Source organism: Citrobacter sp. Igbk 17 (assembly GCF_028069775.1).
In the GTDB taxonomy this organism is placed as follows: Bacteria; Pseudomonadota; Gammaproteobacteria; order Enterobacterales; family Enterobacteriaceae; genus Citrobacter.
The window spans coordinates 80272-92472 of sequence record NZ_JANEWI010000017.1 but is presented as its reverse complement, the minus strand read 5'-3'; the positions used below and the strand labels follow the sequence as shown (position 1 = coordinate 92472).

At 51.1% G+C, this 12201-nt stretch carries 17 protein-coding genes; all 17 read right to left on the bottom strand.

Annotation, left to right across the window (positions count from 1 at the left end; all coding sequences use genetic code 11):
• The coding region (locus NNO08_RS12350) for an integrase (protein ID WP_271456812.1) at positions 1-637 on the bottom strand (637 nt) is incomplete at its 3' end.
• An 11-nt stretch (positions 638-648) separates the two neighbouring features.
• Positions 649-1230, bottom strand: a complete 582-nt coding sequence (locus tag NNO08_RS12345) for a YmfQ family protein (protein ID WP_271456811.1) — start codon at positions 1228-1230, stop codon at positions 649-651.
• Positions 1221-2279, bottom strand: coding sequence for a baseplate J/gp47 family protein (locus NNO08_RS12340; protein WP_271456810.1), 1059 nt, complete (start codon positions 2277-2279; stop codon positions 1221-1223). Before NNO08_RS12340 ends, NNO08_RS12345 begins: the two co-directional genes overlap by 10 nt.
• The gene (locus tag NNO08_RS12335) at positions 2266-2691 is read right to left on the bottom strand and encodes a phage GP46 family protein (protein WP_271456809.1); all 426 of its coding nucleotides are present in this window, start codon (positions 2689-2691) and stop codon (positions 2266-2268) included. The genes NNO08_RS12340 and NNO08_RS12335 overlap by 14 nt, the downstream gene beginning before the upstream one ends.
• Positions 2691-3233 carry a phage baseplate assembly protein V gene (locus NNO08_RS12330; protein ID WP_271456808.1) on the bottom strand — a complete coding sequence of 181 codons (543 nt, stop codon included), beginning with the start codon at positions 3231-3233 and terminating at the stop codon, positions 2691-2693. Before NNO08_RS12330 ends, NNO08_RS12335 begins: the two co-directional genes overlap by 1 nt.
• On the bottom strand, positions 3233-4312 hold the full coding sequence (locus NNO08_RS12325) for a phage baseplate assembly protein (protein ID WP_271456807.1): 1080 nt from the start codon (positions 4310-4312) through the stop codon (positions 3233-3235). The genes NNO08_RS12330 and NNO08_RS12325 overlap by 1 nt, the downstream gene beginning before the upstream one ends.
• Positions 4309-5610, bottom strand: coding sequence for a DNA circularization protein (locus tag NNO08_RS12320; RefSeq protein ID WP_271456806.1), 1302 nt, complete (start codon positions 5608-5610; stop codon positions 4309-4311). The genes NNO08_RS12325 and NNO08_RS12320 overlap by 4 nt, the downstream gene beginning before the upstream one ends.
• 58 nt (positions 5611-5668) lie before the next feature.
• On the bottom strand, positions 5669-6124 hold the full coding sequence (locus tag NNO08_RS12315) for a hypothetical protein (protein ID WP_268064958.1): 456 nt from the start codon (positions 6122-6124) through the stop codon (positions 5669-5671).
• Between the two features lie 71 nt (positions 6125-6195).
• Positions 6196-7968 (bottom strand): phage tail tape measure protein, encoded by a 1773-nt coding sequence (locus NNO08_RS12310; RefSeq protein WP_271456805.1) that lies wholly within the window; start codon positions 7966-7968, stop codon positions 6196-6198.
• 120 nt (positions 7969-8088) lie between these two features.
• A complete protein-coding gene (locus NNO08_RS12305) occupies positions 8089-8376 on the bottom strand; it encodes a phage tail assembly protein (RefSeq protein WP_271456804.1) in 288 nt (95 codons plus the stop codon).
• A complete protein-coding gene (locus NNO08_RS12300; RefSeq protein ID WP_049015471.1) occupies positions 8376-8732 on the bottom strand; it encodes a phage tail tube protein in 357 nt (118 codons plus the stop codon). The genes NNO08_RS12305 and NNO08_RS12300 overlap by 1 nt, the downstream gene beginning before the upstream one ends.
• The gene (locus NNO08_RS12295; protein ID WP_271456803.1) at positions 8732-10225 is read right to left on the bottom strand and encodes a phage tail sheath subtilisin-like domain-containing protein; all 1494 of its coding nucleotides are present in this window, start codon (positions 10223-10225) and stop codon (positions 8732-8734) included. The genes NNO08_RS12300 and NNO08_RS12295 overlap by 1 nt, the downstream gene beginning before the upstream one ends.
• Entirely contained in the window at positions 10222-10404 is a 183-nt protein-coding gene (locus tag NNO08_RS12290) for a DUF2635 domain-containing protein (RefSeq protein ID WP_271456802.1), read from the bottom strand. The genes NNO08_RS12295 and NNO08_RS12290 overlap by 4 nt, the downstream gene beginning before the upstream one ends.
• Before the next feature lie 8 nt (positions 10405-10412).
• Complete coding sequence (locus NNO08_RS12285; RefSeq protein ID WP_271456801.1) at positions 10413-10973, bottom strand: phage tail terminator protein; 561 nt, start codon at positions 10971-10973, stop codon at positions 10413-10415.
• The gene (locus NNO08_RS12280) at positions 10973-11476 is read right to left on the bottom strand and encodes a hypothetical protein (protein ID WP_271456800.1); all 504 of its coding nucleotides are present in this window, start codon (positions 11474-11476) and stop codon (positions 10973-10975) included. The genes NNO08_RS12285 and NNO08_RS12280 overlap by 1 nt, the downstream gene beginning before the upstream one ends.
• Entirely contained in the window at positions 11451-11864 is a 414-nt protein-coding gene (locus tag NNO08_RS12275) for a phage head closure protein (protein ID WP_271456799.1), read from the bottom strand. Before NNO08_RS12275 ends, NNO08_RS12280 begins: the two co-directional genes overlap by 26 nt.
• Positions 11861-12184, bottom strand: a complete 324-nt coding sequence (locus tag NNO08_RS12270; protein ID WP_271456798.1) for a head-tail connector protein — start codon at positions 12182-12184, stop codon at positions 11861-11863. Before NNO08_RS12270 ends, NNO08_RS12275 begins: the two co-directional genes overlap by 4 nt.
• Between the last annotated feature and the right edge of the window lie 17 nt (positions 12185-12201).

Genomic DNA, 12201 nt, shown 5'->3' with positions numbered 1-12201 from the left:
GTCCATCATCGTTTGAAACGGAGATTTGACCCAGACCAGGCTGGTTAGCATTTTCACCCAGTAAGAGGTTAATTGCGGATGCATCCTGTGCTGACAGAAGTGCTCGTCCACTATCCACCCCTCGACCATCATCCCAGATACGGATAAATTCACCACGATGCTCAGTCAGTTTCAGACCGGGATAAATCAGCGCTAATTTGGGATATGTTGTCGCTGAAAATGTCGAGTTATTGAATTTCAAAAACACCATATCTGACCATTCATCTATCACCGTATTAGGCATCACCGCAGACGGCCAGAAGAACGGAATTCCTATTGCGGGCGCTCCTGCTCCCAAACCAAGGTTTGAGAGAGCCTCTGCAATTGCTGCTGGTCCGTCTGCTTTGATATCTGCAAAAGGATGTGCGCGGCTTAACAGCAGTGCCTTCAGGGCTGTCAGTAACTGGTTATGTTTTGATTTGTCCAGATTAACGCCAGTTGCTTCTACCACTCCTGCCAGTTCTTCCTGCAACATATCAAAATAATCGTCATCCAGGTCTGTGGCTGGCGTTCCTGTCTGTGGGTTTCCACGCGTGAAACCATTTTTACCCGCGCCGAATTTATCTTTCTGCGCAGTAGATGTGTCAATACGATGCATAATGTCTCCGGTTACGGATATTTGAATATTACGTAGGTATGGGACGGGCAGAGTTTATTGATCACGCATTCAGCTACCGTATCACCCCAGTAACGAATCGGTGTTTCACAATTGTCTGTGCAGGTCATCCAGGTGGTGTCTGTTGAAGCAGGCATATTTACCTGCCAGTAGTAACGCCATTCAGTCGAATAGGTCGCATCCATACACGATGACGTACACTTGAAGGGTCCCTTGTTATAGCGCGTGATAGTGGCTCCGGGCTTCCCCAGTGCGGCCAGTTGACGAAGGTAGAAATCTTCGTTGATCCCTCCGGTAAGGTTCACTTTTGCATCCAGTCGCTGCTGTCGCTGCCGTAACGTCTGTGCTCCTGATGGAATGCATTCATCAGGCAGGCCGCAACACCGCTCCCATCGGTCAATAAGTTCTGTTGTGGTGCGCGGATCAAGTTCCAGCATCAGTTCATCAGCACGTTGATGCACCCTGAGCAAAGAAGGAGCTACGCCACTTATCGCAACATCATCAACTGACCATGCCGGCCCTGGCGGAAGCAGCGCGCTCAGTAACTGGACATAATCATCATTACTCACGCCCACGTTATTACCCCCAATACAGCCAGTTCATTTTTTGCGATTGCCGTATCAGCTGTTGGCGAAAGCAGCTTATGGCTGTACTCACCGGCCGCTATAGAAATCGCCTCGTTTGTGCGGGACAGCTCAAGCGCTCCTTCCGGATAGCCGTCACGCAACAGGAATGAACGAAGCTCGGCCTCAACTGCAGCGCGTATTTCAGGAGTATCCGGATTCAGGTCAATGGTGTAATTGACCGTTTTTGGCGTTCCCTTAAATACATAGAGATCTGAACCTGCTACGGGGGCCAGCGGTTCAATATGTGCCTGAGCGGCAGCCACTGTTGCATCATCAAGAATCGGGTTGATCAGGTCGCTACTGGCTATCATAACGCCGACTGTTCCCGTCCCCATCCAGTGCCGGTATGTCCACGCACGTGTTACACCGGGTACTTCTTTTGCCCAGACAATATAATCTCCGTCAGCACCGCCTTGCGGGGTCCAGTAGTAGCGCTCCAGAACACGTGCACGCCAGACCTCAAGGTCTTCAATATCAAAACCGCCAGCGATCGTATCGGCCATGCCACCAGAAGGAAGTCCGTTAACCGGCGTAACCAGTGAGAGCGCCTCACCATCATCCATATTTCCGGTCGTACCTGTCACGCTGCAGGCAACGGGTACACGAAGCACACCACCAGCACTCGTTGCATCTGCCTGGGCGACGTACTGGACAAGGTCGTCACGCTGAATGACCGATCCTGCACTCACCTTGAGCCCGTTCGTTACGCCATCCCATCGCATAAAACCTGATGCGGCCACGGCATCTTTTCTCGGACATCGTTTCATCGCCGCATGCCGATAAAGCCATGACTCGTCGCAAAGATCTGGCAGCATATTCATCGCCAGATAATCGATATAGCCATAAATCGTATGCAGCGCCCCTGCATAAACTTTGGCCCTGACATCTTCATCCATGCGGCGAAGCTCATCATTGATGTCAAGCCGGGCAAAAAGGTCGGTGCGGATCATGCTGATGTTTTCGGCCAGCGTTGGCCGCTGAAATTCACTGTCCGCCATTTGCAATCACGCTCCAGAAATCGTTAAAAGAAATTGTTACCGGACCATCCCGGCGCCACAGAACAATGCTGTTTCCCAGTTCATTGATACCGGTTCGCTGTATATCTATATCTATCCTGGACACAACACCATCATCGAGCATCCACTGAAGGGATTCGCGGAGATACGTTCGCACCGTGTTCACCAGCGCGTTTGTGAGCTTGCTCCGTTGTAAAAGCCATAGCTTTGACCCATAGCGATCGTTGGCCACCATCGGCCAGGTATCTCCCCACCACCCCATCGGTACATCAGCATTGTCGTCAGGGTCTGCGCGCCGGTGAGTGAAGAACGAAATCACCACTGCGCGCGTAAGTGGGTCAAGTTGAGAACTGGCGCTAACCTGTTTTCCGTTTACCGTAAGCCAGAGTTCCATCACGCCTCCATTTTTGTATCAGGCACATCAGTGGTGTTGCCGTTCTCTTTATGCTTGTGCCCGTTGTAGGCAACACGCATTGCAGCCATCGTCTGGCCTGTTGAGTCACAGAGATCCGTTATCTGTCCTGTCGATTCGATGGGCATTTCAAAGCGGGCTTTTGGCGCGTTTTTGAACGTAATCACCTTGCCACCACCATCTACAACAATCCCGGCGCGTGTCAGCGTGACTGACTGTCCCTGGTCATCGTAGAGAGCGACCTCCCCCGTTTTGAGCCCCTTCATGCGATAGCGACGATCAGACACGGTGATCGCAACGGCGTGAGAACGGTCGCCATCAGGAAACAGAACAACAGCCTCAGCACCCGGTTTTGCACGAGAGGTGAAGCCATAGGGTTCAAGGTGCTCAATGCCCGCCTTTTGCTGCCCAGCCAGTAACTCAACATCTATCATCTGGCACTTAGAAGCCGCGTTGATACTCTTCACCACAGCGCGGCCAATGAGTCCTAACAGTTGCCTTTGCAGACTTTGCATCACGCTCATCAGAACGGGTCCTCTTTGACTTTCCGTTTTTTGCCATGCTTCTTGCTGTCATTTTCAGGTTCTGGCAGATAGGCATCCGGCGGCCCGACACGTAGTTCGGTTATTGTGCCGTTGTTGTCTTTAGTGAATGACACTTCAGAAATGAGCAGCTCGCGGTTATTGAAACCACAAATGGGGTCATAGACGATAACGCGCTGGTTTGGTTGCCACAGTGAACCGTCACCCTGCCGCCAGCCCCACACTGTGTATGTGGTTTCATCGGTACGTGCAGCTCGCTGGCGCGCCTCGAATTCAGCACGAGCAATGCAACTGGCTCCTGTTGACTGCCCCGTCTGCTGTACTGCCATGGGACGATAGCGGCCAATTGATGCGTCTGTTGTTTTTGCGCGAAGCGCCGTTGTTGTCGCAGCCCCAAAATCATCATCGTTTCCGGCACGCTGCCCCGAGACCTGGTACGTTGAAAAACGTTCACGGATGCTTTTCTCGGTATCGCAGGAAATAACGTTTTTACCCAGCACCAGAGCTGTATTAGCGCGCGTGCTACCAATGCCGCCGATAACAAGCCTGCCCCGAGGGTCGTCGTAGGCCAGCGCCTGCTGTTGTCCAAGCATCTTGTTGAGGACTTCGATAACTGTTTCACCGTGATCGGGTTGTACTCCGGGAATAGCGCCACCCGGTGCGCCAGCGTTTACAACCGCTATACCGAAAGGTCTGGCAAGCGCAGCGGCCACCTGAACGAGTGATTGCCCATTGAATTGTGTCGGCTCAGCAGCGCAATCAATCAGATCGGCAGTCAGGCTGCGCCCGCTAATTCCAACGCTAATTGAGCGCGCATCGTAGCGAACCGGCGTTGCTTCAATCCAGCCAGTGACCACCAGATCATCACCAATCAGTATTTCTGCTTTATCTCCGTTTTTTACCCGAGGTTGCAATGAGGAAATTCCATCTCCACCAGGCCATTGTCGGGTGATCTCAACGCTAAAATCGCGCGCCAGCCGCTCGATGCCAGCGCCGATACGTGTCGAAGTCCAGCCGCCCCATTCACGTCCGTTAACCCTCAGCGTTACGTTATCGTTCATCGTACAGGAACCCTCAGTGGAGATACCGGCACAAAGCCTGGGTGAGCCACAGCATTACGCCTGGCAATGTCAGACTCCCGTGCAGCGTTATCGAACCAGGTCGCTGCCAGAACCAGTGCCGGAGTTACCTCATCAGGTGTCCTGATAACTGTCTTTTGGGTCTGTACAAGGCGGTGTTTTATGTCGTTGTTAAGGTCCGACTTCACCCGGCGCAAAGCCAGAAACAAACGGTCATCGGTAGTACGGGATAGTTCTTTATCGATAGCGGTATTCAGCGTGTCGCGGATATCAACGAGGTCATCCCACGTCGGCACATCAACCACCGCCGTCTCATCCGGTGCGTTATTCAGCGCAGGGTGTGTCACAGCAGGCCATCCAGAAGACTGCTGAGTTTGTTCCTTTGTCGTTATTGCAGGTGTTGGCAGTGTTGTAACAGCGTAAACCGCTTCGCTTATGGCGGTTGTGCGTACTGCACTGGCAACATAATTCCCCTGTTCCTTGCTGCTCTGTGTGCTTTTGCTGTCTGTTTTCCATATACCTCGCGGGGCCATATCTGATCCCAACGAAATACCGGCGAACCCCTTAATCATTTTCATAACGTCAGAAGCATTTCCGGATAGTCTGTTCGCCGTACGCCACACTTTCTGAATAGCTTCGACATATCCTTTTCCTGATGAAGGAGGAGGAAGAAGAACAGAAATATCACCCTGCATAAGTCTCGCTGCGTCTGCGACATAGCTGTCGACCATCGCCATAGAATCAGAAACTGAGTCCAGGATGCCAGTGGCACGCTCAAGCACATCTCCCTGAGCGAAGTCAGGCAAACCATCCATGCCGAACTGTTCAAAGTTATCGCTAATACAGTCATCAAGGGCAGAACAGGAGGAAACGAGCGTGTTGGCCGTCGCGGTCCCAGATGTCGGATAAGTAAGTTCACCTGCCTCAACGAAACGAAGATCAAAGCGCACCATGCGCCCTTCACTGCTTGATGTGCTTACGTTGATCTCACCGTCAACACAGACGCTCATCTCACCATATGCCGGATGAACAAGCGTCCCCGGCCCCGGCTTATTAAGCGCTTCTATCAATCTGTCTCGTTGTTCATAGCAGTCATCGCCGATGACATACCCAGAAAATTTAGGTCTTGAAGTTGCTTTGCCCAGGTCTTCCGTATAGGGCTTATCACGGTTCACAAATTCATGTGTTTCGACACGCCGTCCAGCGGTTAGACTCTCATCCTCAGTTTTGAATGGAACACCGCGAAACGATGCTTCTACCAGCCGATCTTTCCACGCCATATAAACTCCAGGCATAAAAAAACCCGCCGCAGCGGGATTTATTTGAATGTAGAGGAAATCAGGAAGGTTTTACTATCTTACAGTTAATCCATTTTATCCCAGATTCACCGTTTTTATTAACACCAGCCCTTACCTTCCCCTTCTTTAGGATATCAACAAAAAACTGTCCGCCTGGCATTTTAAAGATATAACTCATACCGATAACTTCATCAGACATAAAATTATCATCAGGTGACATGGTAACAATTGATGTTATTTGGGCAGGAGTTTCTCCTGAGTCTTTAAAAACAAAAGCTCCAACTGACTTATTAATATCATAGGAGACATTCGAAACTACAATTTTCCCACTAGCAGATTTTACCGGGCAATCAATATCAATTGATGCGTTTATCTCACCATTTCCATCAGCTGCAGTTTTAGTCTCATTAACAAATGAGGAGGCAAGACCATCTTTCGCAATTGCTAAGTGCGGCAAAGCCATCAGCAGTCCAACAGCTAATAAATTATATTTCATTTCCATTCCCTATTTTGAGTGCTTACATTCACGCTAACCATCATACAAATGGCTTTATTGGTCAAGCATGATCACCCTCCCATTCCAGTTCTCCCAATTCTTGTGTAACCGACATCATGGTTTACATCGATGCCAGAAGACTTTGTGCCGGTAACATTCATTCCGGCTGGAGCATTCTTAAAGTCTACTGTCACTGTTGCTTCTGGCTTGCTCTGGCTTTTATTTATACTGTATTGATTATACTCTTTGTATGGTGTACCTGAACCATACATTCCATACCCACCAGCACCATAAGGCGAAGCATTCATACTGACGCTGGCATCGCTAGCGCCATCAGTGAACCATTCAATGATCGGCTTTAATTTTTCCCACATGTCCTGGAACCACTTCACGACAGGACCCCAGTTATTAATAATCAGACCTAAGGGAGTCCAGCCGAACACGGTTTTAAAAAGCTCCCAACCAGTAGCGAAGTAAGGCGATATTTCTTCCCACATGTTTTTAAAGAATGGGCCGACAACGTCCCAGTTCGCAATTAATAACCCTGCAGCAAGTGCAATACCTCGGATAATTAAACCTATTGGCGAAGCGCTAGCGACGAACGACATAACTTTCAGAGCCATACTAACTCCCGCCACTGCGATGCGAAGCGCCACAAAACCAGCAGCAGCGCCAAGCAACGCGCGAACCATGGCTGGGTTTCGTGATACAAAATCCGTTGATTTCTGAATAAGAGGCATTAGCCCAGCAGCGCTAGCATTAATCTGTGGTAATAGTGCATTACCAAGCGCCACACCAGCATGCGTAGCCTGATTTCGTAAGAGTTGTAACTGGTTTGCTGTTGTTGCCGCACGAGCTTCATACTCTTTTTGCATTGAGCCGGTATACTGCGACGAGTCTCCAACCATATTGAAGTTTTTCTTCAGTAGGTCGAGATTAGTTAGCAGCGGTGCAATTGCGCCAATAGACTCTTTGCCAAATAACGCGTTCAGTGCTTTCGGCTGCCTAGCCTTATCCAGTTTCGAAATACTTTCCAAAACCTTCAGCATTGTGCCCTGGGCGTCTTTTTGCATATCAGCTGCGAGCTTCTTGGAGTTAAACCCAAGGAACTGGAATGCTTCCTGCTGCTGCTTTGAGCCACCAGTAATTGCCAGCATGAAGTTCTTAATACCTGTAGCTGCAACTTCCTGCTCAACACCAACACCAGCTAAGGTTGCCCCTAACGCAGCAATTTGACCTGAAGCAATACCGGCAACCGCGCCAAGTGGCCCGATACGGGTGACGATGTCAGATATTTGCTGAGCATTAGCTGCGCCATTGTTCGACAAGTAGTTAATTTTATCCGCAAGAGAAACAACTTCCTCTTGAGTCATCTTAAATGACGTTCTCCACTTCGCCATCATGTCGCCAGATTGATCCGCAGACTGGTCAAAGGCGACCCCCATTTTCAGGGCGTCCTCAGCAAATTGCTTCAAATCTTCTCGCGCGATACCAGCCTGTCCGCCGGCCGCCACCAATTTTGCAATATCGTTCGCGGCCATTGGCAGGCGATCCGACATTTTTAAGATGTCATCCCCCATTTCAGCGAACTGCTTTGGCGTGTCAAAATCAACAACTTTGCGAACATCAGCCATCTGCGATTCAAAATCAATAGCAGCTTTCGCGCCTGCAATAAATGGGGCGGCAAATGCGCCGCCACCAATCAGATCGCCAACAGAAAAATCACCCAAGCCGCTGGATTTAACGCCCTTCTGAAAACCTTTAATTTTCTTCTGCATTGAAGACAATGTAGGAGAGAGTTTGTCTACCCCAGTAATAAGGGCTTTCAGTTCAAATTCAGCCATTTTTATTTTCCTGAATTATGCGATTGGCCTGTTCTGCAAATAAGCCGAGCACTGAAAACGGTTCGTCGAGCATTTCAAGGGGATTGATGCGCCAATATTTGGCGCAATCAAAATAATAATTCAGGAGTTGTCCAGCGTTGAGCTCCCGAGGAAAAAACCCACAATCTCCCAGCTGATAGTATTCAGATCGGAAGGTTGCATTTCATCAACTGAACTTGGTGGAACACCGGCCAGCCGTGAAATGTATTTGGCAATTACACCTGCATCCATTTTCACACCAGCGTCACCGCTTGCTGTATATGGGAAGCCGAGCTCTCGAACATCCTTTCCCGTCGGCTCGCGCAGTTCCAGCACATAGAGCTCATCACCATGAGCACGAACCGATTTGCTGAGTTTAATTTCTTTCATTACTGGTAATCCCCTTCTTCACCGTGGAATTCAAGATCCGCCGTACCTTCTTCGGCGTTGTGGTTTGCTTCTCCGTGCAGCCAGGCTGAAGACAAGACATAAACCTGACCGTTTGCCAGTTCGGCTGTAATGGTCATCTGGTCTGAAGTCGTTACTTTGCTGACCGGAAAATCTTTCGGTACTTTAAAGGTGCCTTTGATATAGGGCGCACGGTGCGTTTCTTTACGATCCACCGAGCCATCAAGGCCAATGACATCATCATTGACCTTAGTATTCATCGGCACCTCAATACCGCCGGTCATGGATAATTGCTGACCATCAATTTTGAAATAACAGGTTCCTGCAATGCGCGGCATTATGCGGACTCCTCTTGATACTGAAGACGGAACTGGTTAAGCAGCGCGAACACACGCAGCTGGTTAACGTAGTCAGGTGGGTACAGAACGTTGATGCGGGCTGGGTTGTTAGCATCACGTTCAACGATCAGGTATTTCTTGAACAAATCGTAGTTTTCAACGATGCCTTCCCGCTCCATCTTACGATATGTTGCCAACAGCTCCCCTTTGATTACTGCAGGGGTAACGATCGCCTGGCCGGGGCCAAAGCTCGTGCCATCACTGGCAAGTTTATGGCGGCCATACTTGCTGGTAATAACCGATTTCAGGCGGCGAAGCACATACGCGCTGGTATGCAGTGTTTCGCTGTCCAGATAGCTGTTATCCGCTACACCGTAGGCGTTCTTTTTGTAGGTGGTGATATCGCGTTGAGTTCGCAGCACACCGCCTTCTGCATACGCTGTGGCGATACCGTGAGTCAGCAACGATTGCTGCTCAGTACGGATAAAACGTTTACCGGTCGGTGGCGGCAACATCCCCGTCAGCTCACCCGTTTGCGTCGGGCGTGCCGGGTCGATGCGCAGGAACACTGCTGCGCGGGCCGTTCGGCTCGCAGCCAGCTCATCAGGACAGGCCTGCACCGTTTTTTCATAACCTGCCAGTGTCACATGTGGGTCGTTGAACATATCCCCAACGGTGATCAGGTCACTTACTGCGGCGATTTTTGCCGTGTAAATATGACCATAAATCTGACGTAACCAGCTCCAGCGGCCGCTGCTATCGTTCATTTCCAGCGTGAAGGTGTTCATTGACGCTGTATCGTTAAACGGATGGCCAATGTAATCGAACGGCTCGTCACCCATTGCGGCAATAGCACCAGTCAGAACCGGAGCACCCGAGCCTGCGGTACCCGCTGCGATAGCAATAAGCACCCCAGCAGGCAGCACTTCACCACCGCTGAAGCCGTAGTAATTCAGAGTGACCGGAATGTCATTTGCCCAGGTGCCTTTATGGCGGGAAGTGAGTGTGACAACACCAGTTGTTGCAGCGGCGGTAAATGGCGTCTGCCCGTCAGCGGTAATCGCCGCAGCGATAGCCGAGGCAATGGCCGTGACATCATCCCCAGTGGTAACGTTGGCCTGGATACGGCGGCGTCCAATGTACAGGCTAACAACACCAGACTCTGTGGCCGCGCCAGTGACTGTCAGCGTGAACGTTGCGGCTGTTCCGGTATCAGCTACAGCGACAACCCATAGCTCACCAAATGGGTCTGTCAGTCGGTATGCCTCAACCATGCGCGCGAGCTGGCTGCCCGCTCCGCACTGTTGAATTGCATAATCTTTTGATGGCATGAATACCAGCTGGTTTGTAGCAATACTGGCGCCGGAATTAACATGGCCAATCAGCAAGGATGGCGCGCTGGTCTGCGCGGTATTTGCTGCGCTGTTGTCCATTTCGGCGTAGAACAGCGGAACGCGCAGATCGGACGGGATATTATTCATGGAGACTGTCATTTAGCGCTCGCCTTCTTATCCGTATCAGCGTCTTTCGATGGCTGAACAATTTCAATATCTCCGTCGATTTCCCGACGGTACCAGTACTGGCTTTCGTCAACGTTTCGCCCTTCTGCAGGCAAAAGGTCACCGCGGGCGGGGTCATGAACTGACCGCCCTTCTTTGGGTTTCACAAACATGTTTTTCCTCAGGTGGGGAGAGTGAATTCCGTGTGATGCTCGATGTTGCCGTCGGGCCCATTGCCGGGATCGATAAAATCAACATCAATGGAGAGACTTTTGAACTCATCCAGCGCGTTCAGATCGTCCTGCTGTCGGGTATCATCTTCAGTGAGTTCGGACTCAACAACGAAGTCGAACTGATAAATCAGTTCGTGACGATTTACATCCAGGAGCGTGCCGCCGTCATAGGTGATGGGGTTTCCGTGCTCTTTCGGATTCCAGCCAAGCAACGCCTTGAAAAGTGACTGACGAACCTCATCCACCACATCGAAGGATGCAAACTGGCCACGCTCATCCCGGCTGTTGCTGACAAACACGATGACGGAAAAACCTTCGCGGATCGTTTGCCAGTAATCCGTCAGGCTTTTCTGCTCACCCGGAGAGTCATCACCCGGCACAACATACGCGGCGGGAAAGATCATCTTCCCAACGTCAGGCAGATCTTTAAACTGCGCAGCACCTGCCACACGGTTCTGAAAAAGCGCACAACGTGCGCGCAGAGTGGCAATTATGGGGCTCAGTTTCATCAGCGCCGCTTCTCCGGTTTGAGTGAGAGACGTAGTTCGCGCGCCAGATAATATCGGGTCCACGGACTGTTTTTCTTCAGCGTCTCGACCATGAAGTTGTTACGCGGTGCCATGCGCCAGCCACTGCCGCCTGAAGCACCACGATGATGGCTGCGGCGACGTTTGGCTCCACCGCGTACACCGTAGAACAGAAATGCAGGGTAGAAGTCGCCGGTGATCAGTCTGTTTCCCTGCCCATTGCGCTGGTTCGGCGCAATACGAGTCATAAAGCCGGGTCGGCTCTTGCTGGCCTTAGGCACCATATAACCGATGGACTTCGCCAGGCGACCGCTTTGATAGCCGGGGTTATCGCCAGGCTCGGAACGCCCGCGGCGCATCACCAGACGGCGGGCATCACGCATATGGCGCTGCCCTATGTGGGTAAACGCCCGCCGGACACGTGCCCGGTTGAACCGCATCTCTTTTGGCTGTTGAAAATCAACGTGAAAAAAGGGAGTTGCCATTACCGTTCCCTCCGGTTGAGGCTGGTTCGGTGCCCAGCTCCGTGCACTCGAGTAGCAGAAAACGACGCTTACTGTTCAGGTCCCTGGCACGCTTAACGCGGAACACCAGATCGCCCTGCACTACCTCAAAATCGGAGGTGATGCCACTACGCCAGCGAATGGTGATGTAATGCGTAATGACGTTGTCAGTCTGGGCCGTTTCCTGGTATGTCGTTGCACTGGTCTGAACGATCTTTGCCCAAACAGGGCGTGAGACCGGATATTCAGGCTCTGTACCGAAATCAGCCGCGGGTACATCAACCCGTTTTCGGAGTTGCACCCGCTTATCCAGTTCACCCGGATCGGGAAGCAGGTAAGTCGCGCTGGTTTGCGTCTGCCGAAGTTTCATTGCGGGTAAATCCGGTGCGGTCGCGCGAGCCAGGTAAATGCCATTGGCAACTCCACCATTTCTACTTCGCTGACCGTTGAACGGTGCTCGTAGAAATGAGTGACCAGGAGTAACAGGGCAAGGCGAAGAGATGCAGGAATAATCATCCCGTCAGGGTCCGTAGGCGGTATCGTTGTACCTTCGACGTAGATATTTCGGTTCAGGTATTCTGACATTCGAGATTCAGCGGCTTTGCCTATCAATGCGAGGTACTGGTCTTCCTCACTGTAATCGGCTTCAAGTCGTAACTGGATCTTTATGTCATCTAACGTGATAAGCATTGGCGTCACCCATAAAA

Bases quoted from the DNA above. Each gene is read 5' to 3' on its own strand.
- NNO08_RS12310 (WP_271456805.1), bottom strand. From the start codon at position 7,968: ATGGCTGAATTTGAACTGAAAGCCCTTATTACTGGGGTAGACAAACTC.
- NNO08_RS12295 (WP_271456803.1), bottom strand. From the start codon at position 10,225: ATGACAGTCTCCATGAATAATATCCCGTCCGATCTGCGCGTTCCGCTG.
- NNO08_RS12300 (WP_049015471.1), bottom strand. From the start codon at position 8,732: ATGCCGCGCATTGCAGGAACCTGTTATTTCAAAATTGATGGTCAGCAA.
- NNO08_RS12330 (WP_271456808.1), bottom strand. From the start codon at position 3,233: ATGAGCGTGATGCAAAGTCTGCAAAGGCAACTGTTAGGACTCATTGGC.
- NNO08_RS12320 (WP_271456806.1), bottom strand. From the start codon at position 5,610: ATGGCGTGGAAAGATCGGCTGGTAGAAGCATCGTTTCGCGGTGTTCCA.
- NNO08_RS12275 (WP_271456799.1), bottom strand. From the start codon at position 11,864: ATGAAACTTCGGCAGACGCAAACCAGCGCGACTTACCTGCTTCCCGAT.
- NNO08_RS12280 (WP_271456800.1), bottom strand. From the start codon at position 11,476: ATGGCAACTCCCTTTTTTCACGTTGATTTTCAACAGCCAAAAGAGATG.
- NNO08_RS12315 (WP_268064958.1), bottom strand. From the start codon at position 6,124: ATGAAATATAATTTATTAGCTGTTGGACTGCTGATGGCTTTGCCGCAC.
- NNO08_RS12285 (WP_271456801.1), bottom strand. From the start codon at position 10,973: ATGAAACTGAGCCCCATAATTGCCACTCTGCGCGCACGTTGTGCGCTT.
- NNO08_RS12290 (WP_271456802.1), bottom strand. From the start codon at position 10,404: ATGTTTGTGAAACCCAAAGAAGGGCGGTCAGTTCATGACCCCGCCCGC.
- NNO08_RS12270 (WP_271456798.1), bottom strand. From the start codon at position 12,184: ATGCTTATCACGTTAGATGACATAAAGATCCAGTTACGACTTGAAGCC.
- NNO08_RS12325 (WP_271456807.1), bottom strand. From the start codon at position 4,312: ATGAACGATAACGTAACGCTGAGGGTTAACGGACGTGAATGGGGCGGC.
- NNO08_RS12335 (WP_271456809.1), bottom strand. From the start codon at position 2,691: ATGGAACTCTGGCTTACGGTAAACGGAAAACAGGTTAGCGCCAGTTCT.
- NNO08_RS12340 (WP_271456810.1), bottom strand. From the start codon at position 2,279: ATGGCGGACAGTGAATTTCAGCGGCCAACGCTGGCCGAAAACATCAGC.
- NNO08_RS12305 (WP_271456804.1), bottom strand. From the start codon at position 8,376: ATGAAAGAAATTAAACTCAGCAAATCGGTTCGTGCTCATGGTGATGAG.